Annotated in this window: 21 protein-coding genes and 1 riboswitch; of the genes, 13 read left to right on the forward strand and 8 right to left on the reverse strand. The window is 44.0% G+C overall.

The window, feature by feature from the left end; translation table 11 throughout:
* Positions 1-27: 27 nt before the first annotated feature.
* Complete coding sequence (napF, locus tag ACK8OT_RS03035; protein WP_410195027.1) at positions 28-507, reverse strand: ferredoxin-type protein NapF; 480 nt, start codon at positions 505-507, stop codon at positions 28-30.
* A gap of 219 nt (positions 508-726) precedes the next feature.
* Positions 727-1,707 carry a GTP 3',8-cyclase MoaA gene (gene moaA, locus ACK8OT_RS03040; RefSeq protein ID WP_410195028.1) on the reverse strand — a complete coding sequence of 327 codons (981 nt, stop codon included), beginning with the start codon at positions 1,705-1,707 and terminating at the stop codon, positions 727-729.
* Positions 1,695-1,840: riboswitch (molybdenum cofactor riboswitch) on the reverse strand. It overlaps the preceding gene by 13 nt.
* 95 nt (positions 1,841-1,935) lie before the next feature.
* Here moaA and narQ point away from each other — a divergent pair.
* The 3 genes from narQ to yvcK all read left to right on the forward strand — a co-directional run bounded on the left by narQ (position 1,936) and on the right by yvcK (position 5,270).
* Positions 1,936-3,663 (forward strand): nitrate/nitrite two-component system sensor histidine kinase NarQ, encoded by a 1,728-nt coding sequence (gene narQ / locus ACK8OT_RS03045; protein WP_410195029.1) that lies wholly within the window; start codon positions 1,936-1,938, stop codon positions 3,661-3,663.
* Complete coding sequence (narL, locus tag ACK8OT_RS03050; RefSeq protein ID WP_410195030.1) at positions 3,650-4,288, forward strand: two-component system response regulator NarL; 639 nt, start codon at positions 3,650-3,652, stop codon at positions 4,286-4,288. The genes narQ and narL overlap by 14 nt, the downstream gene beginning before the upstream one ends.
* Positions 4,289-4,373: 85 nt before the next feature.
* On the forward strand, positions 4,374-5,270 hold the full coding sequence (gene yvcK, locus ACK8OT_RS03055; protein WP_410195031.1) for a uridine diphosphate-N-acetylglucosamine-binding protein YvcK: 897 nt from the start codon (positions 4,374-4,376) through the stop codon (positions 5,268-5,270).
* A gap of 56 nt (positions 5,271-5,326) precedes the next feature.
* Here yvcK and ACK8OT_RS03060 read toward each other — a convergent pair whose 3' ends face one another.
* Both ACK8OT_RS03060 and ACK8OT_RS03065 read right to left on the reverse strand, forming a co-directional pair.
* Positions 5,327-6,082: a Nif3-like dinuclear metal center hexameric protein gene (locus ACK8OT_RS03060; RefSeq protein WP_410195071.1), complete on the reverse strand. Its 756-nt coding sequence runs from the start codon at positions 6,080-6,082 to the stop codon at positions 5,327-5,329.
* Between the two features lie 86 nt (positions 6,083-6,168).
* On the reverse strand, positions 6,169-6,366 hold the full coding sequence (locus tag ACK8OT_RS03065) for a DUF2517 family protein (RefSeq protein WP_410195032.1): 198 nt from the start codon (positions 6,364-6,366) through the stop codon (positions 6,169-6,171).
* Between the two features lie 254 nt (positions 6,367-6,620).
* Here ACK8OT_RS03065 and ACK8OT_RS03070 point away from each other — a divergent pair, with 254 nt between their 5' ends.
* From ACK8OT_RS03070 to ACK8OT_RS03090, 5 genes are read left to right on the forward strand one after another with little or no spacing between them, the layout of a single operon-like run.
* Positions 6,621-6,992 (forward strand): type IV pilin protein, encoded by a 372-nt coding sequence (locus ACK8OT_RS03070; protein WP_410195033.1) that lies wholly within the window; start codon positions 6,621-6,623, stop codon positions 6,990-6,992.
* Positions 6,993-7,003: 11 nt separating this feature from the next.
* Positions 7,004-7,444 (forward strand): GspH/FimT family pseudopilin, encoded by a 441-nt coding sequence (locus ACK8OT_RS03075; protein ID WP_410195034.1) that lies wholly within the window; start codon positions 7,004-7,006, stop codon positions 7,442-7,444.
* A complete protein-coding gene (locus tag ACK8OT_RS03080; protein ID WP_410195035.1) occupies positions 7,444-7,857 on the forward strand; it encodes a type IV pilus modification PilV family protein in 414 nt (137 codons plus the stop codon). The genes ACK8OT_RS03075 and ACK8OT_RS03080 overlap by 1 nt, the downstream gene beginning before the upstream one ends.
* A gap of 8 nt (positions 7,858-7,865) precedes the next feature.
* Positions 7,866-8,411 (forward strand): PilW family protein, encoded by a 546-nt coding sequence (locus ACK8OT_RS03085; RefSeq protein WP_410195036.1) that lies wholly within the window; start codon positions 7,866-7,868, stop codon positions 8,409-8,411.
* 21 nt (positions 8,412-8,432) lie between these two features.
* Positions 8,433-10,034: a DUF7305 domain-containing protein gene (locus ACK8OT_RS03090; RefSeq protein ID WP_410195037.1), complete on the forward strand. Its 1,602-nt coding sequence runs from the start codon at positions 8,433-8,435 to the stop codon at positions 10,032-10,034.
* A 67-nt stretch (positions 10,035-10,101) separates the two neighbouring features.
* Here the strand turns inward: ACK8OT_RS03090 and ACK8OT_RS03095 are convergent, their stop codons facing one another.
* The 4 genes from ACK8OT_RS03095 to ACK8OT_RS03110 form a co-directional block, all read right to left on the reverse strand.
* Positions 10,102-10,575: a response regulator gene (locus ACK8OT_RS03095; RefSeq protein WP_410195038.1), complete on the reverse strand. Its 474-nt coding sequence runs from the start codon at positions 10,573-10,575 to the stop codon at positions 10,102-10,104.
* Positions 10,562-11,938, reverse strand: a complete 1,377-nt coding sequence (locus ACK8OT_RS03100; protein WP_410195039.1) for a sensor histidine kinase — start codon at positions 11,936-11,938, stop codon at positions 10,562-10,564. Before ACK8OT_RS03100 ends, ACK8OT_RS03095 begins: the two co-directional genes overlap by 14 nt.
* On the reverse strand, positions 11,938-13,347 hold the full coding sequence (locus tag ACK8OT_RS03105) for an SLC13 family permease (RefSeq protein ID WP_410195040.1): 1,410 nt from the start codon (positions 13,345-13,347) through the stop codon (positions 11,938-11,940). The genes ACK8OT_RS03100 and ACK8OT_RS03105 overlap by 1 nt, the downstream gene beginning before the upstream one ends.
* A gap of 198 nt (positions 13,348-13,545) precedes the next feature.
* On the reverse strand, positions 13,546-14,412 hold the full coding sequence (locus ACK8OT_RS03110) for a M50 family metallopeptidase (RefSeq protein ID WP_410195041.1): 867 nt from the start codon (positions 14,410-14,412) through the stop codon (positions 13,546-13,548).
* A gap of 41 nt (positions 14,413-14,453) precedes the next feature.
* Between ACK8OT_RS03110 and ACK8OT_RS03115 the strand changes: the two genes are divergently transcribed.
* The 5 genes from ACK8OT_RS03115 (at position 14,454) to ACK8OT_RS03135 (ending at position 23,150) form a co-directional block, all read left to right on the forward strand.
* On the forward strand, positions 14,454-17,945 hold the full coding sequence (locus ACK8OT_RS03115; RefSeq protein ID WP_410195042.1) for a hybrid sensor histidine kinase/response regulator: 3,492 nt from the start codon (positions 14,454-14,456) through the stop codon (positions 17,943-17,945).
* A gap of 554 nt (positions 17,946-18,499) precedes the next feature.
* Positions 18,500-20,056: an ABC transporter substrate-binding protein gene (locus ACK8OT_RS03120; RefSeq protein ID WP_410195043.1), complete on the forward strand. Its 1,557-nt coding sequence runs from the start codon at positions 18,500-18,502 to the stop codon at positions 20,054-20,056.
* Positions 20,057-20,215: 159 nt separating this feature from the next.
* Positions 20,216-21,193, forward strand: coding sequence for an ABC transporter permease (locus ACK8OT_RS03125; protein WP_410195044.1), 978 nt, complete (start codon positions 20,216-20,218; stop codon positions 21,191-21,193).
* Between the two features lie 2 nt (positions 21,194-21,195).
* Positions 21,196-22,110: an ABC transporter permease gene (locus ACK8OT_RS03130; protein ID WP_410195045.1), complete on the forward strand. Its 915-nt coding sequence runs from the start codon at positions 21,196-21,198 to the stop codon at positions 22,108-22,110.
* Positions 22,107-23,150: an ABC transporter ATP-binding protein gene (locus tag ACK8OT_RS03135; RefSeq protein ID WP_410195046.1), complete on the forward strand. Its 1,044-nt coding sequence runs from the start codon at positions 22,107-22,109 to the stop codon at positions 23,148-23,150. Before ACK8OT_RS03130 ends, ACK8OT_RS03135 begins: the two co-directional genes overlap by 4 nt.
* The last annotated feature ends 3 nt before the right edge of the window (positions 23,151-23,153 follow it).

A 23,153-nucleotide genomic window follows, 5' to 3' on the forward strand; every position in this document is an offset into this window, starting at 1 on the left:
TGTCGTATTAACTATAGATTTGATTTGTCATTTTGGTTGACCTAAGACTATCGCTTGCACCGGACATACCGAAAGGCAAGCCCCACATCCACTGCAATCCGCCGCAGTAATTATCGGTACTGAGCTAATGCCGGGTTTGAAAGAAATGGCTTGGCTATCACAATGCTCACCACAACTTCGACAGTAGACCTTTTGATTAGCCAAACAGGTGTCTTTAATTTGTGCTTTAAGCTGCCAAGGCTCAGGTTGAGAAAGATCAAAAAGAGGCTCGGGGCATACCGCAGCGCATTGCTGACAAAAACTGCATTCTCCTTCCCCTTGGTTGAAATCTAAGGTGGGGAAACCACCGTCACCTTTAACGATAATCTGGGTTTCACAAGCGGATACACATTCACCGCAGCGAGTGCAAACATCTGTAAAACTCACCGATTTATCACGCCAAGGCAGTTCAACCAATGCGATAGTTTGACCACGACTAAACAAGCGTCTTTTCGCTAAATCAGCCAAAATACCCCTCAACTGTCATTCATTGTCGACCAATCGATTTTTCAACTTATTTGCTTATTAATTTCAAATAACATTAAACAAATAAAATTAAAGTAAATCATGTTTACAAACTGTAATCACAGATCGGGAGAACTGATATACCTATCAGGAGGTAATCAGCGATTGAATTGAGTTAGATCAAGCCAGAGAGGCGAGCTTGATCACATTTGATAATACTGACTAACCACCAACGGAAGCGAGGTGATAAGTTCCCCCCACCTCACCTTGATGAAGTAAATGAGTTGGACGCTTAGTAGCTAATGCGGCCAATAACATTTGTTGTAACTCAGGTAACTGACCGGATTGTTGCAGTAAAGGCCGCAGCTGCGTGCCTTGTTCGCCAAATAGGCATAAATGTAACCGCCCCAAGGCTGACACCCTTAATCGATTACAGCTATCACAGAAATGTGATTCATAGGGCATGATCAGGCCAATTTCACCTTGATAACCAGGATGACAAAATACCCTTGCTGGGCCATCGGTGGATTGGCGCACTTTCTCTATCCAGCCTTGCGCTAATAACTGCACCATAATACTGGCACCACTGACGTGGTGAGCTTTGAAAAGCGCTTGATTATCGCCCGTTTGCATCAGTTCAATAAATCGCAGTTGAATATTGCGAGGCTTTATCCATGCCAAAAAGGAAGCTAACTCATGGCTGTTTAAGCCCTTCATCAACACGGTATTCACTTTGACTTGATTAAATCCAGCAGCAAACGCAGCATCAATTCCAGCCATCACTTTATGCAATAAATTTTCACCTGTGATCTGATGAAACATATTGGCATCTAAGCTGTCCATACTGACATTAATCGAATCAAGGCCCGCTTGACGCCAATGACTCGCATCTCGGGCCATGCGATAGCCATTGGTGGTCATCGCCACTTTCTCGATGCCGGGTGTGGTTTTAACGGTTTCGATGATTTCACAGAGATCACGACGCAACGATGGCTCGCCACCCGTTATGCGTACTTTTTTTGCTCCCATGCTAGCAAATCCAGCAACGAGATGGCGGATCTCGGGCAAGGTTAAAAATGTAGCTTTATGCTGGCGATGATAACCATCGGGCAGACAATAGTTACATTTAAAATTGCACACGTCGGTGATTGACAGCCGCAAGTATTCAAACTTACGCTGATATTGATCAACAAGTTGAGACATAAACACCTTTCCAATTCGGGAGGCTAAATCATTTCTAATTTAACCCTTCTCAGCGGTCAGTCACAGATCACTAAAGCGGTCACATTGCCATATCTTCGACTTAGACAAATGAGACTCGGAGTTCATCATTTCTTTTGGTATAACAGATAACAGGCCTAGTTCCCAGTAATTCTGGCTCATTTTGCTTAAAATAAGCCACTATATTCTTTATTTACCCATTTAGTGATAATGAAAATTCACCAATTTAACCAATCCGCGACCTCTTCATTACGCTATGCGTTATTGTTGATTTTTGCCTTGTCGGTATTACAAGCGGCATTAACCTTGAGCATCGAAAGCACCAATTTAAAAGATGCCAGCATGGTGAACGTAGCGGGCTCAATGCGCATGCAAAGTTATCGCATTGCCTACCAATTAATGCGACAACCTGAGCAAACTGAACAGAACATTAGCCAATTTGAGGCATCCCTGTTTACCTCGCCACTCACCGAGGTACAAGCTTGGTACTATCCGAAATCCATTTTAAATGACTATCACCAAGTCGTTTTGCAGTGGCAACGCATGCGCAGCTTTATTGAGCAAGGCGATGACCTCGCCTATAACCAGCATCTAGTTGGCTTTGTTACCCTGATTGATACCTTTGTTTTGTCGCTACAAAACTACTCGGAGGCCAAGATCCGATTTTTGTTTCTCGCTCAAGCCATTGGGCTAGCAGTCATTTTAATGATATGTGCTTATCTGATGAATTTGATGCGTGTACGTGTGGTTGAACCACTGCATCAATTGATGGCGGCCACCGAGCAAGTGAAAGCCCGCCAGTTTGATAGTCATTTCACTATCGCCAAAGACCAAGAGATTGGCGCCTTGGGCCAAGCATTTCAACATATGTCTAAAGAGCTTAAACAGCTTTACTTAGAAATGGAAAATCAAGTCAATCAAAAAACCAAAGAGCTGGCCAAAGCGAATCAAACGGTCAGCTTTCTCTATAACATCTCACAACAGCTCAACGTTGCCGATTTATGCGAAGGAGACTTAACCAAAGCGCTGGATCAATTAATTTACCAACAATTACTGAGATCCGCTCGACTTGAGCTGCACAACCATTTTGACACACCTAGGTTCATTTATAGTACTTCACCTTGGTCCGTCGAATGTGACGAAATAATTCGAATTGAAGTCAGTAGTGACACGGAAAAAAGCGTTTTTCTCGAAATCCAAAAAAATCAATATGTCGATATGGTCGTGTTAGATAGCTTTGCATTCTTGTTGGGACAAGCAATGAAACAGCAAAATATTAGATTACAAACCCAGCGCATGGCCCTAATGGAAGAGCGCGGCGTTATCGCCCGAGAGCTGCATGACTCGATTGCCCAATCCTTATCATTTTTAAGAATACAATGCACCTTACTTAAACGCGCTATCATTCAGCAGCAAGATATCCATAAAGCGCAAGAAATAAGTCAAGAAATCGATCTCGGCGTCGCCAATACCTATAAACAGCTGAGAGAGTTGCTTAGCACATTTCGCCTTAAGGTAGACGAAGCCAATTTAGCCGCGGCTTTGGAAGCCATGCTAGAGCAGTTAAAACCGCAAACTGAGGCTGAAATCTCATTACACTATGAAATTAATGACTATCACTTAAATGCTGGTCAATACATACATATACTGCAAATTGTGAGAGAGTCTGTGCTCAATGCCATTAAACATGCCAATGCAACCCACATTGATGTGAACTGCCATTATCAAGGCTCGACTAGGATCCAAGTCGAAATCCGCGACAATGGCATAGGTATGGCGGAGCAAAATAGCAAGCTCAATCACTATGGTTTAAATATCATGAAAGAGCGAGCCGCTAAACTACAAGGTGAACTCATCATCAACAGCGCCGCTAAGCAAACCTGTATTTGTTTACATTTCCCAATAACGCAACAAGAGGCTCAGTATGGAGCAAAATAAAATCACCGTCATGGTGGTCGATGACCACCCGTTAATGCGCAAAGGTATTGTCCAGCTTCTCAATTTAGAGCCTGAATTTAATGTTGTCGCTGAAGCCAGTAATGGCTCTCAAGCCCTTGCTTTTGCAAAACAATATGAACCAGAGCTCATTTTATTAGATTTAAATATGAAGGGGATGTCGGGCTTAGATACCCTCAAGGCACTGCGTGATGAAGGCGTTGACGCGACAACCGTGATCCTCACGGTGTCCGATGCCAAACAAGACGTCATCAACTTAATCAATCATGGCGCAGACGGTTACCTGCTTAAAGATACCGAGCCAGAAGATTTGCTAAACCAGCTTCAGCAAGCCGCTTCAGGAACTCAGGTATTTAGCGAGGGCATTATCGAATATCTCAATTGCTTAGAGGAAGATAATGATTTTCAAGCTAAACTAGATCTGCTAACCAAACGAGAATTACAGATTTTACAGCAAATTGCCAAGGGGCAAAGTAACAAAGAAGTGGCTGACAAGTTGTACATTTCCGAAGGTACGGTAAAGGTACATGTAAAAAGTCTACTCAAAAAGTGCGAAGCTAAATCCCGTGTTGAAGCTGCGGTGATGTATTTAGAGCAACAAAAATAGCTTGGCGACCTAGTGGAATTATTTATTTACACAATACCAACTTGTAAGTTAATTTAACTACAATAGATAAAAATAACGGTTAAATATGCCAAATAATTCGCTAATTGATTCCAATAACGTCGTCGCTATCGGCGGTGGCCACGGCTTGGGTCGCTTACTATCGGCTTTAGCTCATCTTGGCCCTAACCTAACAGGTATCGTCACCACCACAGATAACGGTGGCTCGACAGGTCGGATCAGACAAAGCGAAAACTGTATCGCATGGGGCGATTTGCGAAATTGTATTAATCAGCTTGTGCCCGAGCCCAGTATCGGTAGCATGCTATTTGAATACCGCTTCCCTGGTAAGGGGGAATTTGCTGGCCACAATTTGGGCAACCTGATGCTACTAGCCTTAGACCAGCTCTCCATTCGCCCCGTTGATGCCATTAAACTCATTTCCAACATGCTTAAAGTCAACAGTCAAATATTACCTATGGCGGAGCAGCCCGCTGATCTGATGGCGATTTGCAGCGAAGGAAAAAATTATCATGGCGAGGTGTTAGTCGATAAAATGCTAAGCTTCCCTCGCCAGTTAGCCATTAGCCCAGAGGTACCTGCTACCCCAGAAGCCATTCAAGCAATTGAACAAGCTGAGCTTATTTTACTGGGGCCGGGATCATTTTTAACCAGCATCATGCCACCATTACTGCTACCCGATTTACAAGCCGCGCTAAGGCAAAGCCAAGCCAAGGTGATATTTATTGCCAACCTAGTGCCTGAATTAAGCCCAGCGGATCAATACACCTTAGATCAACAATTACGTTGGTGTGAACAGCAAATGGATATGCAGTTTATTGACTACGTTATCTTGCCTTACGGCGCTTCGCCTTTAACGGATTATCAAGTGTTTTACGCCGATCTTGCCGAAACCGAATTGGTACACCGACATGATCGAGATAAGTTAAGGGTAGCGATAGAAAAGCTTGTCAGCCTGATGTAAAAAAGACGATACGGCCGAAAATAGCGATAACCAGCTATTTTCAGCCCAATTTAGTTTTATACTGGATTATCTATTTCGACATACTCAACATCGAGCTCATATTGCTGAGCAAGCCATTCACCAAGGGCTTGTACCCCATAACGCTCAGTAGCATGGTGACCGGCACTGTAATAATGAATATTCATTTCTCGGGCGGTGTAAACGGTACGCTCGGATATTTCGCCACTGATAAACGCATCAACCCCCTGACTGGCCGCTAAATCGATATAACTTTGACCACCCCCAGTACAAATAGCCACAGAGCGAATGCTTTGTTTGTTACCGTCAATCCACAGCGGCTCACGTTGCAGTGCTAGCTGTAAACGCTGGCTTAACTCTTCTGGCGAAATAGGCTCATCAAACTTACCGACTTGCGCCACACTCATGGGATCCCATGGTTCAAGACCGCGTCGTAACGTCAAACCCAATAATTTGGCCAACTGAGCATTGTTACCCAGCTCAGGGTGAACATCTAAAGGTAAGTGATAGGCAAAAAGATTGATGTCATGTTGCAATAAGGCAGCAATGCGCGCTCGTTTCATGCCCTTTAACGGCTCTGGCTCACCTTTCCAAAAGTAACCATGATGAACCAAAATAGCATCGGCTTTTTTAGCTATCGCAATATCAATCAACTCCTGACATGCCGTCACACCTGTGATGATTTTCTCTATCTTAGGTTTACCTTCTATCTGTAAACCGTTGGGGCAATAGTCTTTTATCTTATGCGCTGATAACAATTGGTTCAGCGCGCCTTCCAATTTTGTTGCTGAGATGGCCAAGGTTGCTCCTTAATCGCGAAATTGCTGAACCGTATTATAGCGCTAAAGGCCTAGCCCTCAACCACAAGGAAAAGCAAGCCTTAATATAAGGGTCCAACTTCTTCGCTGCGCTCAATCCAAACCGGCTTGGTACTGGTCTTAACCCACATGCGATAAAGTAAACTCGTATACTTAGCGGGTTGCTTCATAAAAGGTAAACAAGGCAACAGTGCAAGATAACCCAATACTACAAGTGATCTGCGCAACACAATTTTGATCAAGCCATATGCTTTGTACATTTTCAATCACCTTAACGTGAACCATAAACTATGCATTATTGTACAAAAAGCAAACTCATCAGACCAGTTGTTATAGCAAAAAAGTAACTGCTTTTTTGATCTAATTTGATCTGACAACGGCCTAAACTGGCTTAATAAAGTATGGGAAAAGTATTAAACCCATTTCACAAACTTGAACAATTTATGATGAACTTATTCATCGACCACCTATACTTGAATTAGGCAATTAATTTTTGAAAATCAGACACTATTCTATGAGAAATAATGGCTTCACCTTAATCGAAGTGCTTATCGTCGTCGCTATCATCGGGATCTTAGCTGCGGTAGCCTTACCTGCTTATCGCTCCCATGTATTAACCGCCAACCGGGTCGATGCGCAAATGGCACTCACCGAAATGGCACAAATATTCGAACGCAGTTATGCCCGTCAAGGTGTCTACCCTAGTACTGTACCGTCTATCACTAAACCAAGTAGCTACACCTTTTCTTTGGATCCAAGCGCGGCAGTAGGCTTATTCACCTTAAAAGCAACGCCTGATACGGCACAAAGTAGTGACGAGTGCGGCACCTTAAGTATTAATCAAGCGGGAGCTGTCAGTGCCGCAAAAACCCATTGCTGGAAGTAATAGGAAGTAAAATGAAACCAAACGCCGAGGGATTTAATCTGATTGAATTGATGATTACCATCGCAATTGCGATGATCCTTGCTTTGGTCGCTATCCCCAGTTATCAAACTATTATGGGTAAAGAGCGCTTTACCAATGCCACCAACAACCTCTATAACGCTTATCGCTATGCACGTAGTGAAGCCATCAAATCATCAGCTCCGATCCGCCTTGTGCCTATTGACAACAGCTGGGCGAAAGGCTGGCAAGTGCTCGACGTAAACAATAAGGTTCTGCAAGAAGCTGGCGCCCCCCATTCCAGCATTACCGTAACGGGCACAGCAATTAAAGTATTAGCCACAGGCTCATTGGCCAGTGCGGCAAGTTTTCGTATTTCGGATTCCTCATCCACTCGCTACCTTTGTGTGCTTTCTAGCGGCCAAAGTCAGCTCCAAGAAGGAGCCTGTAGCTAATGAAATATCTTAATCTAAGTCAAAAACAACAAGGCTTTAGCTTATTTGAGGTGATGATAGCGGCCATTGTTGCCGTCATTGCCCTACTAGGTGTCGCATTACTGGAAATTAAGATGCTTCAAGCGGCTCAATCGAGTTTTTATTACACGGTTTCAACCATTCGAGCGCACAATTTAGTCGACAATATTTGGCTTGACTTATGTAACGCAAAAACTAATCCCGCCACCTATACCAATATAGTGACGACTTGGAAAAATGAGCTGCCATCAGATTATTCCGTTACGGCAAACAAACCGGGCGTGAGCTTCGCCTTAAGTACCGAAATTCAACTCACTTGGACAGACAGCAAAATAGATGAGGCTGATAACAATAAAGTCACCCTGATTGCTAACTTTCCAGACGCTTGTAAATAGGTGATGAGATGAATAAAAACATCCAAGCGCAAAACGGATTTACCTTAATGGAGCTACTGATTGCCATGCTACTAGGCTTAGTGCTTGTGTTAGCTTGCACCAGCGTTTATGGCTCTTTAAAAGGCACCCTAAACACCACTCGCTCACTCTCTGAAGCGCAAGAATCCTTACGCGGCGCCTTCAATTTGCTAACCCGCAGCATTAGACAAAGTGACTCAATAAGTCTTAGTACCCTAAATGGATTTGGTGAATTATTAGTCACTTACAACAATATCGCAGCAGGCGATCAGGTTGTCAGCTGTTTAGGCAATACCCGAATCAATGGCACCAGCGACCGTTTTTACAGTGACGGGGCTGGCCTATATTGTGATGATGGCATAGGTAATCAACTTATCGCCCTCAATGTAGAAAACTTTAAACTGCAAGCTGTTGGGACCGAAGGAGTAAAGGTCTCAATTAAAGTAACCGGCATGCCCGACACCATGGGCAGTGATGGAATTACGTTTACTGTAGCACTGCGGCAAAAAATACTCGCGAGGATCACCGCCCCGTGAGCAAATTAGCTGGAGTCAATCATGAACAGATACAATCAACAACAAGGATACGTACTGATAACGGTGCTCATCGTCACCATTGTCGCCACCTTAGTTGCCTTGGGAGGAATTGCTGAGAACCGCTTGCAAGAACAAATTGGCGGTAACCAGCAAAAAGAAGTCAACGCCCGCATGTTGGCAGAGAAAGGCATTTTTAAAAGCTTCTCTTACATTCAAGACCAAAATGACTTAGATAGCAGCTTAGCCACTATCGCCAATGGCATTCCGGGGCGCAGTAATGAGGGTGAGTTTACCTTACAAGACGTTTCTTTATCAGGGACCATGCTTAGTTTTGTCAGTAAAGGCACCTATCAAGGTGCGGTTGCCTACCTCAATGCCAAGATTAACGTCGATTCCAAACAAACTATCTTTGAAAATGGTGTGGTGGGTTGCGACGGCATCGACTTATCAGGCAGCGGAAAAATTGACAGTTACAATTCAAAAAATGGCCAATATGGTGAGAACAACAACGCCCATAACGCCAGTGTAATGACCATCAACAGCAATGCCGATGTTGCGCTAAATGGTAATGCCCCTATATATGGCAATATAAACGTCAATGGTAACTTTAGCAGCACAGGCTCCTCTGAGCTCATTGGTAATGTCAATGCGGTAGGCAATATTGATATCAGCGGCGGCGGCAATAATCGACTCACCGGCGATTTTACCGCGGGTGGAAATTTATCGGTATCAGGCCTAGAAATTGGTGGCAATGGCACCATAGGCGGAGACATCGATTATCATTCTGATACTAAGATCAACGGCAGCCTTACCTACGGCGGTAGCGATATTGCAGGCGGCGATCAAAGTGCGCTAGCCCAATCTGTATTTAAAGACCCGAATTTACTGCTACCGGATTTTAATGCACCTCCTTGCGACCCAATGAATATCGCAAGCCAAATGTCGGGGTTTTCAGACTTTACCAGTAATGGCACCATGGACACCAACCATTGGGAAACCGCAAATCGCCCTTATCAATTTACGCCGACTAATGCTGAAATGTATAAAAAACAAGGAAATAAATTTAGCATCGATAATAAAGCCGCACAATCCCTTGATATTCTGGGTGAGCCAACCAAGGTGCACGTATTTGATAACTTATCTGTAAAAAATGGCACGATTAATGTCAGTGGCGGAGATGTTGTGTTAGTGATTAAAGGTGACCTAACCACCAGTGGCGGCGGCCCCAGAATCGACATCGCGGCAGGAAGCTCATTAACCATCTATATCGAAGGTAAAGTCAATATCGGCTCATCAGGCCAAGTGGTGGCTCATGGCAGCATGACCGAAAGCGGCAAGCCACCCGTGTCTATCTTTTCTTCCTACGAAAGCGCTCGCGCTAACGACGTAGGGATCTCGCTGGCTGGCGCAACCGATATGTATGCTTCAGTATATGCACCAAAGTCTCATGTTGACGTAACCGGCTCAGGGGATATATTGGGAGCGATACGGGGAAAAACCGTTACTATCAGCGGCGCGGGCGGGATGCATTTTGACGAAGCACTGGCCGATATGCCTATTGAAACAGGCATTAAAAATACCGCATTTGCTTCCTTGCATTACTACTACCCCACTTATGATTAAACATATCTAAGCAGGATGGCGAAATTAGCGAGCGTTATAAAGTTAATTTCGCCATCAGATTAGTGCCCTATTGGATCAATTTATATAAAGTGGGCGCATCTAATACGCTCAAGTATTCTTGATAATCTAAGCCTTGCTCAACCACAAACTCAGTCAATAACTGCTTACTGATTTGCAATAGCTCAGCCCCATCCCAAGCCTTTTCTAAATAGTGATCAATATGGGCTTGATTAACTGCTTTAATGGTATCGGCATGTGTCGCAAGTCCGGTGAGTAAGATTTTTTTAGTACTGCGAAAGCGCGGATCATTGGCTAAATCCGTTAATAGTTGTACCCCTGTTTTTATCGGCATCACGTGATCTGAAATAATCAAGGCAACCTGTTCACCGGTAGCGTCTAACTCTTCTAATAATTCCTCACATTCATCGGCCGATTCACATTCTTCAATATTAAAAAAACTGGCAAGCGGCGCTAAATCTCGCACCACAGCAGATAACACTTCGCGCTGATCATCAACACAAATAATATTAATTGTTGTCATTATTTTCCCCTATAGGCAAAGCAACCCTAAAACAAGTATGGCCAGGCTCACTCACCACACTCAAGCTGCCTTGATAGCTAGTTATTATTCGTTGACATATAGAAAGTCCCAATCCTAATCCAAACGACAACCCGCCCTTTTTTGTCGTCATGTCGGGCTGGAATATATCGGCCATTAAGTGAGGAGCGATGCCGGGCCCATTGTCGCTAATTTCAACCATGATGTGGTCATGCTGTTGATAGGATTTAATCCGCAGCAGCGGATCGGGATTAGGCTGACTTAATATAGCTTCGTAAGCATTTTTGATTAGACTTACCCACACTTGTACCCACTCACTGTGGCTAGCCGTGATTAAAGCTAGCTCACCCGCTTGCACGCGGATCTGAATAGCTCGGCTATGACTGCTCATTAAATCTAAGGCATGATTAATGGTTTCATTAATGTCTAAACCAAATTTGCGCTCGGTATCACTAGCGCCAAGTAAACGCACTGATTTTATAATACCCGTGGCGTGATTGACGGCATATTTAAGCTCTCGAAAATCGCGCCCCAACTGCCAATAGTCGGCGTATTCATCCAATCGCTTTAAAAAACCTTTACCCAAGGCAAGCACATCTTGTTCATTATCGAAAATACGAGCCAAGGCTTTACCTTGGTCTCGCCCCACCCCGAGTTGTTGCTGAAATCGCTTACCTCGCTCACGTAAGGTTTTGCTATCCGGTGGTCGCTTGGAATCTAAACCAGCCCTAAAATAGTGATGTTGTGAGGGGAAAAATTCAGCAAAATGGGCATCCATAAAGCGCTCAAAATAAGCACTCTTGGCCGATATCGCGCCTAACGCGTTATTAAGCTCGTGAGATAAACCGGCCGCAAGCTGACCTATAGTAGACATTTTTTCTGCTTGCATCACTCTTTGCTGCGCTAAGTTATGCTCGATTTGTGCATCAATCGCTAAAATTTGTCGCTGTGATAACTCGTTCACTATCACTGGCATAAATTGTTGCTCGAGTGAACCGAAAACGTCCTCATCCTTAACCCTGACCGATTTATCTAAGTAGGCAAGCTGGCTATCGGCAGTAGCCACGACGCGAAATCTTGCTTGATAAGTACCAGAGAAAAAACTATGGACGCCAGTAAAAGACAGCGGGGTAAACTGGTTGAGTTCAATAAAATCGCTTTGCTCATTAACGCGGTAATAAGCCGTTAAGCGCCCCTTTAGTAATAAATACAAACGTTCATTCGCTTGCCCCTGCTCTAACAACAGCTCGCCATTATTCAGCGTCAGTTGCCGCTTAGGATCGACAAAATAACGCTGCTTTAATAATGATATCGCCGTAGCAATGTCGACATTTTGCCCTAGCATTAGATAAACCCAATTAGCTGCAGTACATAAACCATAGCAAAAGTCATCAACAAACCAATCACACCGATACTGACGCCCACTTTCGCCATTTGCTGGGTATTAATGTGTCCCGATGCATGGGCCAGTGCGTTAGGTGGGGTACTAATAGGTAACGACATACCCAACGAAGCAGCAAAGGTCACACACAAAATCAACGCCACTTGACCACCATAAGGCAACAATGAATGCATCGACAAGCCTAAGGCGGCAACAATGGGCATTAATAAGTTGGCCGTAGCCGTGTGTGACATGAAATTAGCCATGAGTAAGCACAATAACGAAGCTCCTGCGATAATGACCAAAGGCGAAAACTCACCAAACGGAATAGCTGCAACGGCATTGGCGGCTAAACCGGTTTTTTCCAGACCAAGACCCAAGGCAATACCCCCTGACACCAGCCACAACACATCCCACGAAATTTTCTTTAAATCCTCCTTGGTGATGATCTTAGTGACCGAGAAAATAGCCACGGGGATCAAGGCCACGACATAGGCATTCATACCGTGGATCCCTCCCATCAACCAAAGCAATATGGTGAGGGTAAAGGTAATATAAACAATGATGGCTTGAGGTGTATTTAAAAACCGTCCTTTTATTTCCAAGTTTATTTTGTCGGTATCGGAAGGAAATAAATAACTCAGTAACAGCCAAGAAATGAACAACAATACAATGACGAAAGGCACGCCAAAGGCCATCCATTCACCAAACGTGATCAAGTTATCACCCACTAAATATTTTAGTGCAATGGCGTTGGGCGGAGTACCTATCGGCGTACCTATGCCACCAACATTGGCAGCAACAGGGATGGCTAAAGCAAACCCAACTTTGCCTAGATCATCTTTAGCAAACACGGCTAATACTGGGGTTAATATGGCCAACATCATAGCTGTGGTGGCTGTGTTGCTCATAAACATAGAAAACGTTGCTGTGATCACCATTAAGCCCAGCATCACATATTTGGGCTGCTGACCGAATGGCTTGAGCAGCACCCTAGCTAAGTTCACATCCAAGCGATATTTAGTCGCCGCCATTGCTAAGAAAAAGCCACCAAGAAACAGCATGATAATAGGTGAAGCAAAGGTTGCCATAATATCTTTATAGTTAAGCAAGGTGCCTAACTCAGGACTGGGCGTTTTACTAAACCATAATCCTTTATCGGAAACCAATAACAGCTCTAACACAATAATCAGCACAGAGGTGGCGTAAATAGGAATGGGCTCAAGTACCCAACATAAGGCGGCAAGCACAAATAATGCAATGATCCTTTGTTCGGCGATGGTCAGCTGTTCAATGGGAAACCAAGACAAAGGCATTAACAAAATCAATAAAGGAGCCAAGATCGGCAACAGATATTTAATGTAAGTTTTCATATATCCTTATCCCTGCTAGGCAGGTTGGGCAAGTCATCAATTGATATATGACTACTTTGGCAGGATAAAGAAAAAAATCTGTGAAATAACCCAGAGTCCCCAAAACTGGAGTTTGGCTTAGATCAATGAATCGCCAGATCGCCGACCAAGACGACTAACGTTTTGAATATGCTTGCTACTTTTATAAACCGTCTTCCACTAAGCTTTCGCGCTGATAGCTTTTGGTGGTTTGAGCATGGCCCAAACAAATACCACAACACTGCATAGGGTCCACAGACCGCCCCAAAACCACGTAAATCCAAAGAACTCTTGAGCCAACATAGCCGCATCTGACATCAGATTGGCATGTATGATGGTATCTTGAAATACGTCATAAGGCACATAACACAGGCTCGCTAAGCCGATCAATTGCAATACACTCGCTTGCCAAAATGGCGAGAAGTAACAACGACACAAAGCAAAGCCAACGGCACTAATCAAACTAAATACCAAGGTAAACCAAGAACCAAAGAAAAACAGGCCCACGAAAAGCAAAACCCCGACCATCAACCATAACAGGTTATTAATATGACTAAAGCGGTATAACAAGGCACCACATAAAATTGAGCCAAGATAGCCCGCAGACAAAATAAGAAAGCGGCTCCCTCCTTGCGAAATAACATGGCCAGATTGGTCAGGGGAAACCACAAAGCTCACCACCGAGCCCCCTGTTAACCACGTCATTAACGCGTGGCTAAATTCGTGGAAATACACCACTAATACTTTTAATGGCAACACCCATATCGTGTGCCATGCTAAATACAAAACCATCACTAACAAGCAGGTAAGTATTATACGATAGTGATACATGCTAAACCTCGAGATAATTTTATAATTTTGTGACAGTATGCCCTGTTGTTCAGATTGAAAACTAGCCCTTTTTTCTGAGAGACTAACGCCCGCTGCCTTTTTGACGCTCTTTATCGGTAAAGACACAAGCATGATTAGTACGACAGGTGGCAAATAGCAGGTTAAATGACCCATAAGGTCAACAAACCCATGATGACCAAGGATTACGGACATCATCTACCGAATTTGATCGGCACATCGGAGAATGAATACACCTCATGGTTGAAAAAAGAAAACTCACCGGACTGCGTTCTAAGCTAATGCTAGCATTTCTAATGTTTAGCATTGTGCCCTTTTCAACCATTTCTATTCTATTTTTGTATTCTTATTCTAAAGATCTTACTCAGCAAACAACCAGCCACCTAATATCTGTTCGTGAGATTAAAAAGAGTCAAGTAACCGACTATTTTAGAGAATTAAAACAACAAGCGAGTTTGTTTTCACAGTCGGATTTTGCCAAGGCTTCTATCGGCCGCTTTTATGGCTTTAGTGCGGCATTTGAGCGCCTAGGCCCAAGCATTGAAAGCGCAAGACTTAACGCCCAGCAGTTATTCGAGCCAGGCAGTTGGGATCAATACCGCGAAGGCATTTCCTTTGACGGTGATGATAAATTCAAATCGGTTGACCAAGGTGATGGGCTTTATAAACGAGTCCATTTGAGATACCACAAGGAATACGCCAAGCTGGTACGGGAATCCGATTTTTCCGACATCATGCTGGTTGATGAAAACGGTAACGTCGTTTATTCGGTCACCAAACAAGCCACTTGGGGCACCAATTTAATTACCGGTCAATATCAATCCTCCGCCTTAGGAGAATCATTTCAAAAACTTAAAATTCAAATGGATCAGGTAAAAAACCCATCTGAATTGTTTCATTTTGCCGACTTCTCTCTAAACCCCTTAACCAATGAAGTGGTCGCTTATCTGAGCTTACCTATCATGCAACATTCCTATGTGCGCGGGGTGATCATTTTTGAAATTGCTAATACCGGGCTAAATACCCTGATGAGCGATCGCGAAGGCTTGGGTGAAACGGGCGAAACTTTTGTTGTTGGCAAAGATCATTTACTGCGCTCATCTCTGGCATTAACGCCAGATTATTCTGTACTGAATAGTTTTACTCAGCGTAAATATGCAATGAATTCAGAGCCTGTTAATCTGGCTTTAACCGGGCAAAACGGCGCAGGACGTTTTGACAGCTATCGCAATGAAGAGGTGTTAGCGGCCTACACTGAAATCGATGTTTTTGGCCAATCTTGGGCGTTGATTTCGGAAATTTCCGTGGAAGAAGCCTTTGCGCTGACTCGGCAACTGGAAAAGCTGGTGCTGTCTTTTGCCTTCTTCTCGGTTCTATTGTTCATTATGTTCTCACGTTGGCTGTCCAACACGATCACCGCGCCACTGCTTAACTTAACCTGGTCTGCCGAGCTCGTTGCGGCGGGTGACTTAGAAAAACCGATACGCGGTGCAAATCCCGAAGGCGATGAAATCTGCCGTTTAGCCCACAGCTTTGCCCATATGCAATATTCGGTCAGGGAAAAACTCCAGCTAATTAATCAACAAAAACAAGAGTTAGAGAGCCAAGTTGAATTAATTCAACAGCAAAATGAAGAGTTACAACAAGCAGATAAACTTAAAGATGAATTTCTTGCCAACACATCCCACGAATTAAGAACGCCGATCCACGGTATCGTTGGCATGGCGGAATCTATGATAGCAGGCAGTGCCGGCGAATTAACCGAAGCACAGCGCCAACAACTCTCATTAATTATTCGCAGCAGTGAAGGTTTAGCTCGTTTAGTCAATGATTTACTCGATTACCACAAGATGCGTTATGGCCAGCTCCCAATTAAACTTCAGGCTATCGATCTTAAATCGATTATTAATCTGGTGTTTGAACTTTGCCATCATTTAACCGGCAACAAACCGCTGCGCTTAATCAACCTCTGTCCCGATGACTTACCCGTGGTCTATGCCGACGAGCTCAGACTTGAACAGGTCCTTTATAACCTGATCGGCAATGCAATCAAATACACACCCGAAGGTAAGGTGGTACTGGAAGTAGAGCCGCTGGACGATTATTTACGCATTACCATTACCGATACCGGGATTGGTATGACCGAGGATCAACTTAAGCATATTTTTGAACCTCTAGTGCAAATTCGTAATAATCGCAATCATGCTAAATCAGGGTATGGCCTTGGCTTATCGGTGAGTAAACAGCTGGTTAATTTAATGCACGGTGAACTCAGCGTGACCAGTAAACCTGATCTTGGCTCGGTATTTAGCTTCACACTTCCTGTCCATGAGAATCAGCAAGTGACGCCACTTAAAGCCGTTGCTAGCCCGCAGAGTCATCTGGTACTCGACGACGCCCTTGATCTTAAACCGATTGCAACTAAACCTAAACCTGTCGCGCCTATTGCTGAAGATGCCCATACTATTTTGGTCGTGGACGATGAAGTGATTAACCTGCAAATCATGCAAAATCTATTAACCTTGCAGGGTTATCATGTCTATTGTTGCCAAGATGGCCAAGAAGCATTAGCGGTACTGGAAGTTGAAAAGCCGGATTTACTCTTGGTTGATATCATGATGCCAACCATGACGGGCTTTGAGTTGTGTCAAAAGGTGCGAGAGCGCTTTGATCGGCTGACCCTGCCAGTGATCTTTTTAACCGCCCTGAATCAACCTAAAGATTTAATCGAAGGCTTTGAGGCAGGCGCGAATGATTACTTGGTGAAACCTTTTTGTAAAGATGAGCTTTATGCGCGTATCAATGCCCATATTCAAGCTAAGCTTGCCAATGATCATCGCATTGAAAATAAACTGTTAAAACAGGAAATCTCTCAGCACCTTGATACCCAACGCGGCCTGCATCATACCCAGACAAAACTGCTAACCATGCTCGAGGAAGCTGACGAAGCGATTTTAAGCATTACTGCACAAGGGACCATCGATTTTGCCAGTGCAGGTGCCGCTATCATGTTCGATTTAGAGCAAGACTTGTTAGCCAATACCCATATTGATCAATTACTGGTTACGCCATTTAAAGCGCAGCTCGAAGCAAACCATAACCACAATAGTGAAATACAGGAATTTGAATTGGCCTGTAAAGGCCCCAACGGCCCATTTAGTGAGATGGTCACCGTCTCGCCAACCAGCAATGGAATTTCACGTGGCTGGAGCATCATCTTCCATTTCATGCCCAATGCAAAAGGTGAGCGTCAACCACGACATAGCAGTGAAAAAGTGGCGGCACTGACCAGTGCTATTAACTCATTGTCAAAATACGTCCTAAGTACAGATCAGCATCTGATCAATGAATTACGCGCACTAGGCCCCGACTTTGCCCATCTTGCCGATAGGCTAAGCAATGATAATGATGGCGATCGACTGCGCAATCAGATTGTCGATACCATGAAAACGGCGTTAGAGCTTTGGCAAGAATCCACCGGTTTAGGCAAGATAGAATTAGCAGAAAAAAGTAAACTGTGGAGGGTTTATCTAGATCGGAGTTCATTACAAACTCGGACCCTAGACAAATATTTACAAATTGACACACTGCCAAAATCACCACGTTGGCGCACCGTATTAAGCACGGCTGAATACGTTTTATCACATTGTAAATTAACTCCAGAGCAAAAAGAGCTACTTGAACAGGCCAAAACAGCCTTAAGATCACAAGTCAACAAATCAGAAAATTAAACACTCCATCCTGATCATTACCTTAGCGGGTGATCAGGATCACAACTCTCAAAGTTATCAATAAACTCTCTTTAATAGCGATTCTCATTATAGCTGTGATCTACCTCACAACAGCCCCAAAATCGTTCAAAAAGCACCCATCTTGAATGGCTTTATTCGCAACAAGAAAAAACATAAGCCATTGTTTTATATTATTTTTAATTCAAATGAAGCGGGATTAACGTGAGTTGCTTCACGCTTAACGAAATCGACGACAAAAACATTTGCGTGTTGGCGCTGAAATTGGTGTTATATAGCCCGTTGGTGACAAACATTAATCGAGTCATTTGTTGATAAGACAAAGGAACTCAAAAAACCAGCGGTTGGACAAGTGGAGGTCCAAAAGACCAAAGTTTGTTCGCTTCTCATATACAAGGAATGGAAAAGGAATTGTTATGCTTGCTAAGTTAACGAAAATTTCTACCGCAGTAGCAATGGGTGCTACTATGATTGCAGGTGCTATCTCAGCTCCAGCAATGGCTGCTGAAAAAGCAACACTTACTCTAGTTTCTGAAATGAAGCCAGCTTGGGTTCGTAACTTCAACCCACTAGTTGTTTCTTCTCGTCTAGCTACAACTAACCAATTCATCTACGAGCCTCTACTAATCGTAAATGAAATCAAAGGTGGTGAAGTTGTTTACCGTCTAGCTAACAAACATTACTTCTCTGACGACCTAAAAACTGTTTTCTTCGAACTGAAGAAAGACGTTAAATGGTCTGACGGCGAATCTTTCAACGCTGACGACGTAGTTTACTCTCTAGGTCTAGCTGCTGAAGGCGGTGCTTTCGACGTAGCTGGTATCGGTTCTAAAATCTCTGGCGTTAAAAAAGTTGACGACTTCAAAGTTGCTGTAGAGCTAACTGACGTTAACACTGGCGTTGTTTCTGAGATTGTTCGTGCACCTATCGTTGCTGAGCACATCTTCTCTAAACAAGCTGACCTAGCTACTTTTGCTAACGAAAACCCAGTAGGTACTGGTCCTTTCACTCAAGTAGATACGTTCACTCCACAATTATACGTTCAGTGTCGTAACCCTAACTACTACGAAGCTGACAAGCTAGCTGTTGATTGTATCAAAATGCCACAGCTTGCTAACAACGACCAGCTTCTTGCTGCAGCTATCAAAGGCGACCTAGACTGGACTTCTGCGTTCATTCCAGATATCGACCGTGTACTTGTTAGCCAAAACAAACACTACCACTACTGGTTCCCAGCTGCAGGTTCTGCATCTTTCATGGTGAACTTCAAGACTCCAAACGAGAACAACGCTAAAGCGTTCAACGACGTAGAATTCCGTCGTGCATTCTCTATGGCTCTTGACCGTCAAGCTATCGTAGACATCGCTGGTTACGGCTACTGGTCTGTGAACGAGTACCCAGATGCACTAGGTGACCAATTCAAAGCTTGGGCTAACCCAGATGTAATCGCTAAATACGGTAAGTTCAGCAAATTCAACATCGAAGGTGCTAAGAAACTTCTTGCTGATGCTGGCTACAAAGACGTTGATGGCGACGGTTTCGTAGAAAACAAAGACGGCTCTAAGATTGAATTCAAGATCCTTGTACCAAACGGTTGGTCTGACTTCGTAAACACTGTACAAATCGGTGTTGAAGGTCTACAAGAAGTAGGTATTAACGCTAGCGTTTCTACTCCTGAATTCTCTATCCTAAACGAGAAAGTTATGTCTGCTGACTTCGATGCTCAGTTCACTAACTACTTCGCAGGTCCAGATCCATACATGTACTACAACACGGCTTTCCATTCAGAGCAAATGGACAAAGCACGTTTCGGTGGTCACCACAACGTAGACAAAGAGCTTGACGCCCTAATTGACGGTTTCAACAAAACTGGCAACCAAGACGAGAAGCTGAAGATTGTTTACCAAATCCAAGAGAAGATTGGTGCTAACCAAACTACTATGGCTGCGATGAGCACTAACTACAACTACCAGTACAACACTAAGCGTTTCACTGGTTGGTTCAACGAAAGTAACCCAGTAGCTAAGCCAGTAGTATGGCCTGACACTCCTGAGCGTCTACTTCACGTACTAAATCTTAAGCCAGTTAAATAATTAACTGACTAAGAATCAAGCCTCTCCTTCGGGAGGGGCTTTTAACTTTAACGAAAACCTTCTAATTCGACTTTTTACACTCGCGTATCCCCTTTTTGGATGCACACCTGGAAACAGCTAGAGTGGCCCGAATGGAAGCAATAAAATAGGTGTAGAGATATGGGATTTATATTAAGACGTCTCGTCTTTTACTTTGGTGCCTTCTTGGTAGCCGTAGTAATTAACTTCTTCTTGCCGCGCATGATGCCCGGTGATCCAGTTGATGCGATGCTTGCACAAGGTGCAAGATTTACCGCTGAGCAAATTGCAAACTTGCGTTTGACCTTCGGTGTCGATCAACCTCTTTATCAACAATTTATTACTTACCTAGGCGATGTATTTACATTAGAGCTAGGTAATTCAACCTTCTTCAGCGGCATGCCCGTATCTGAAGTACTTGGTAACGCATTCTGGTGGACCCTGTTCCTAACAGGTACTGCAACTGTGCTAGCATTTATCTTCGGTGCAACCTTAGGTATTGTTGCAGCTTGGTACCGCGGTGGTAAATTCGATAGCTTCGCTTCGCCACTGTCGTTAGTACTGCAAGCCACGCCACAATTAGTATTCGGTATTGTGGTACTTTTCTCGTTTGGTGTAACGTGGGATTTAATTCCAATCAGCTACGCTTATGATCCTGAGCTAACACCGACTCTTAGCTGGGAATTCATCAAAAACGTACTTCACCATGCTGTTGGCCCTATCTTCTGTATCTTTATCGTACAGCTAGGTGGTTTCTTAGTGCCAATGCGTAACAACATGATTAACTTACTTAACGAAGACTACATCACCATGGGTAAGGCAAAGGGCCTATCTAACACTCGCGTGATGTTAAACTACGGCGCACGCAACGCTATCCTACCAAGTGTAACGGCACTGTCGATGGCACTAGGTTTCGTTGTTGGTGGTGCTCTGGTTGTTGAGGTTATCTTTAACTACCAAGGCCTAGGTGGTGTTTTATACAATGCCATCATCAACCGTGACTACCAGCTAATCCAAGGTCAGTTACTTGTTATGACCGTGTTCATGCTAGCGTTTAACTTCTTAGCCGACGTGCTGTATGTATTCTTAGATCCTCGTCTTCGTAAAGGTGGTAAGTAATTATGGACTTTATCAAATTATTAACGCGTAACAAGAAGGCCCTAGCCGGTCTGTGTATTGTTGGCTTCTTTGTATTTATTTCGATTTTAGCGCCTTTTATCACGCAATATGATCCAGGCAAACGTGTCACTAAATCTCACGTTGAGCCAAGTTCAGAGCACGTATTAGGCTCAACGCGTATGGGTCGCGATGTATTTGCGCAAACTCTATACGGTGGCCGTATCTCACTAGCGGTTGGTTTTGGTGCAGGTATTATCGTAGTTGCCATGGCAGTAGCGATTGGTATTACTGCGGGTTACTTCGGCGGTGTTATCGATGAAACATTAAGCTCATTAATGAACATCATGCTAGTAATTCCTCAGCTTCCTCTGTTGATGGTATTAGCTGCCTTTATTGGCGAGGTAAGCCCCATGGTCATAGCCATGATTATCGGTCTCACCTCCTGGGCTTGGGGCGCACGTGTTGTACGTTCACAAACCCTAGCTGTACGTGAGAAAGAGTTTGTTGTTGCTGCGCAAGTACTAGGTGAACCATCTTGGCGCATCATCCTAATTGAAATCCTACCTAACTTGGTTTCAATTATCGGTGCAAGCTTTATCGGTTCGGTTATCTACGCCATCATGACCCAAGCAACACTTGAGTTCCTAGGCCTAGGCGACCCTACATCGGTAACTTGGGGTACGCAACTATTTAACATGCAAAAAACCTCAGCTATCCACATTGGTGCATACTGGGAAGTGTTCTCTCCAATTGTTGTAATCGCTTGTGTGGGTGCAGGTCTTGCCCTACTTAACTTCGCGGTTGATGAAATTGCTAACCCACAACTACGTTCGCACGTTGGTCTAAAACGTTGGAAGCAAATCACTGCACAAAAAGAAGCTGAAGCACTACAACAACAAGAAGGAGCAGTATCATGAGTGTAAATCAAGCTAACGCATCAGTTCATGATAAAACAGACATTCAACTATCTGTACGCGATCTTTGTGTTGATTACATTACGTCTAACGGTGATGTGCGTGCAGTAAACAAGGTATCTTTCGATATCGGTCGCGGCGAAGTATTCGGCCTAGCAGGTGAATCAGGTTGTGGAAAATCAACCGTCGCCTTCTCTGTATGTCGTCTACATAAACCACCTGCGTTTATCTCTGGCGGAGAGATCATCTTCAATGGTCGCGACATTCTAAAATTTGATGATGAGCAACTACGTCAATACCGCTGGAAAGAGTCGGCGATGGTTTTCCAAAGTGCGATGAACAGCTTAAACCCTGTTTTAACACTGGAAGAACAGTTCTGTGACGTACTACTTGCGCACACTAACATGACGCGTCAAGAGTGTATTAAACGAGCTGGTCAGCTGCTTGAAATAGTTGATATTCACCCAAGCCGTTTGACTGACTACCCACACCAGTTCTCTGGTGGTATGCGTCAACGTCTAGTTATCGCTATTGCCTTGGCACTAAACGCAAAACTGATCATCATGGATGAACCAACAACAGCACTTGACGTTGTGGTTCAACGTGAAATTCTGCAGAAGATTTACCAACTTAAAGAAGAGTTCGGTTTCTCTATCCTGTTCATCACCCACGATATCAGCTTGATGGTCGAGTTCTGTGACCGCATTGGTATCATGTACGCCGGTGAGCTTGCAGAAGTGGCACCAGCGAAAAATATTTTAACTAAGCCTAACCATCCTTATACCGAAGGTTTAGGTAATGCCTTCCCTCCTCTACACGGTGAGAAGAAACGTCTTGTTGGTATTCCAGGTACACCATTGAACCTGTTTGAAGTACCAGTAGGTTGTCGTTTCCAAGCGCGCTGTCCATACGTTAAGGACATCTGCCGTAAAGAGTACTGTACACTAACCGAAATCGCGCCAGGTGAGTTTTCGTCTTGTCATCTTCACAAAGATGGCGTAGTCGACATTAAATCACTAGAGCAACAACCGGTTCAGGGCTAGCAT

The organism is Motilimonas thetidivivens (genome assembly GCF_046452435.1).
Taxonomy (GTDB): Bacteria; Pseudomonadota; Gammaproteobacteria; order Enterobacterales; family CBDFNC01; genus Motilimonas.

Bases quoted from the DNA above. Each gene is read 5' to 3' on its own strand.
- ACK8OT_RS03090 (WP_410195037.1), top strand. From the start codon at position 8,433: ATGAACAGATACAATCAACAACAAGGATACGTACTGATAACGGTGCTC.
- ACK8OT_RS03135 (WP_410195046.1), top strand. From the start codon at position 22,107: ATGAGTGTAAATCAAGCTAACGCATCAGTTCATGATAAAACAGACATT.
- ACK8OT_RS03085 (WP_410195036.1), top strand. From the start codon at position 7,866: ATGAATAAAAACATCCAAGCGCAAAACGGATTTACCTTAATGGAGCTA.
- ACK8OT_RS03120 (WP_410195043.1), top strand. From the start codon at position 18,500: ATGAAGCCAGCTTGGGTTCGTAACTTCAACCCACTAGTTGTTTCTTCT.
- ACK8OT_RS03070 (WP_410195033.1), top strand. From the start codon at position 6,621: ATGAGAAATAATGGCTTCACCTTAATCGAAGTGCTTATCGTCGTCGCT.
- narL (WP_410195030.1), top strand. From the start codon at position 3,650: ATGGAGCAAAATAAAATCACCGTCATGGTGGTCGATGACCACCCGTTA.
- ACK8OT_RS03130 (WP_410195045.1), top strand. From the start codon at position 21,196: ATGGACTTTATCAAATTATTAACGCGTAACAAGAAGGCCCTAGCCGGT.
- ACK8OT_RS03095 (WP_410195038.1), bottom strand. From the start codon at position 10,575: ATGACAACAATTAATATTATTTGTGTTGATGATCAGCGCGAAGTGTTA.
- ACK8OT_RS03100 (WP_410195039.1), bottom strand. From the start codon at position 11,938: ATGCTAGGGCAAAATGTCGACATTGCTACGGCGATATCATTATTAAAG.
- ACK8OT_RS03115 (WP_410195042.1), top strand. From the start codon at position 14,454: ATGGTTGAAAAAAGAAAACTCACCGGACTGCGTTCTAAGCTAATGCTA.
- ACK8OT_RS03080 (WP_410195035.1), top strand. From the start codon at position 7,444: ATGAAATATCTTAATCTAAGTCAAAAACAACAAGGCTTTAGCTTATTT.
- ACK8OT_RS03075 (WP_410195034.1), top strand. From the start codon at position 7,004: ATGAAACCAAACGCCGAGGGATTTAATCTGATTGAATTGATGATTACC.
- ACK8OT_RS03105 (WP_410195040.1), bottom strand. From the start codon at position 13,347: ATGAAAACTTACATTAAATATCTGTTGCCGATCTTGGCTCCTTTATTG.
- narQ (WP_410195029.1), top strand. From the start codon at position 1,936: ATGAAAATTCACCAATTTAACCAATCCGCGACCTCTTCATTACGCTAT.
- ACK8OT_RS03065 (WP_410195032.1), bottom strand. From the start codon at position 6,366: ATGTACAAAGCATATGGCTTGATCAAAATTGTGTTGCGCAGATCACTT.
- ACK8OT_RS03125 (WP_410195044.1), top strand. From the start codon at position 20,216: ATGGGATTTATATTAAGACGTCTCGTCTTTTACTTTGGTGCCTTCTTG.
- ACK8OT_RS03110 (WP_410195041.1), bottom strand. From the start codon at position 14,412: ATGATGTCCGTAATCCTTGGTCATCATGGGTTTGTTGACCTTATGGGT.
- moaA (WP_410195028.1), bottom strand. From the start codon at position 1,707: ATGTCTCAACTTGTTGATCAATATCAGCGTAAGTTTGAATACTTGCGG.
- yvcK (WP_410195031.1), top strand. From the start codon at position 4,374: ATGCCAAATAATTCGCTAATTGATTCCAATAACGTCGTCGCTATCGGC.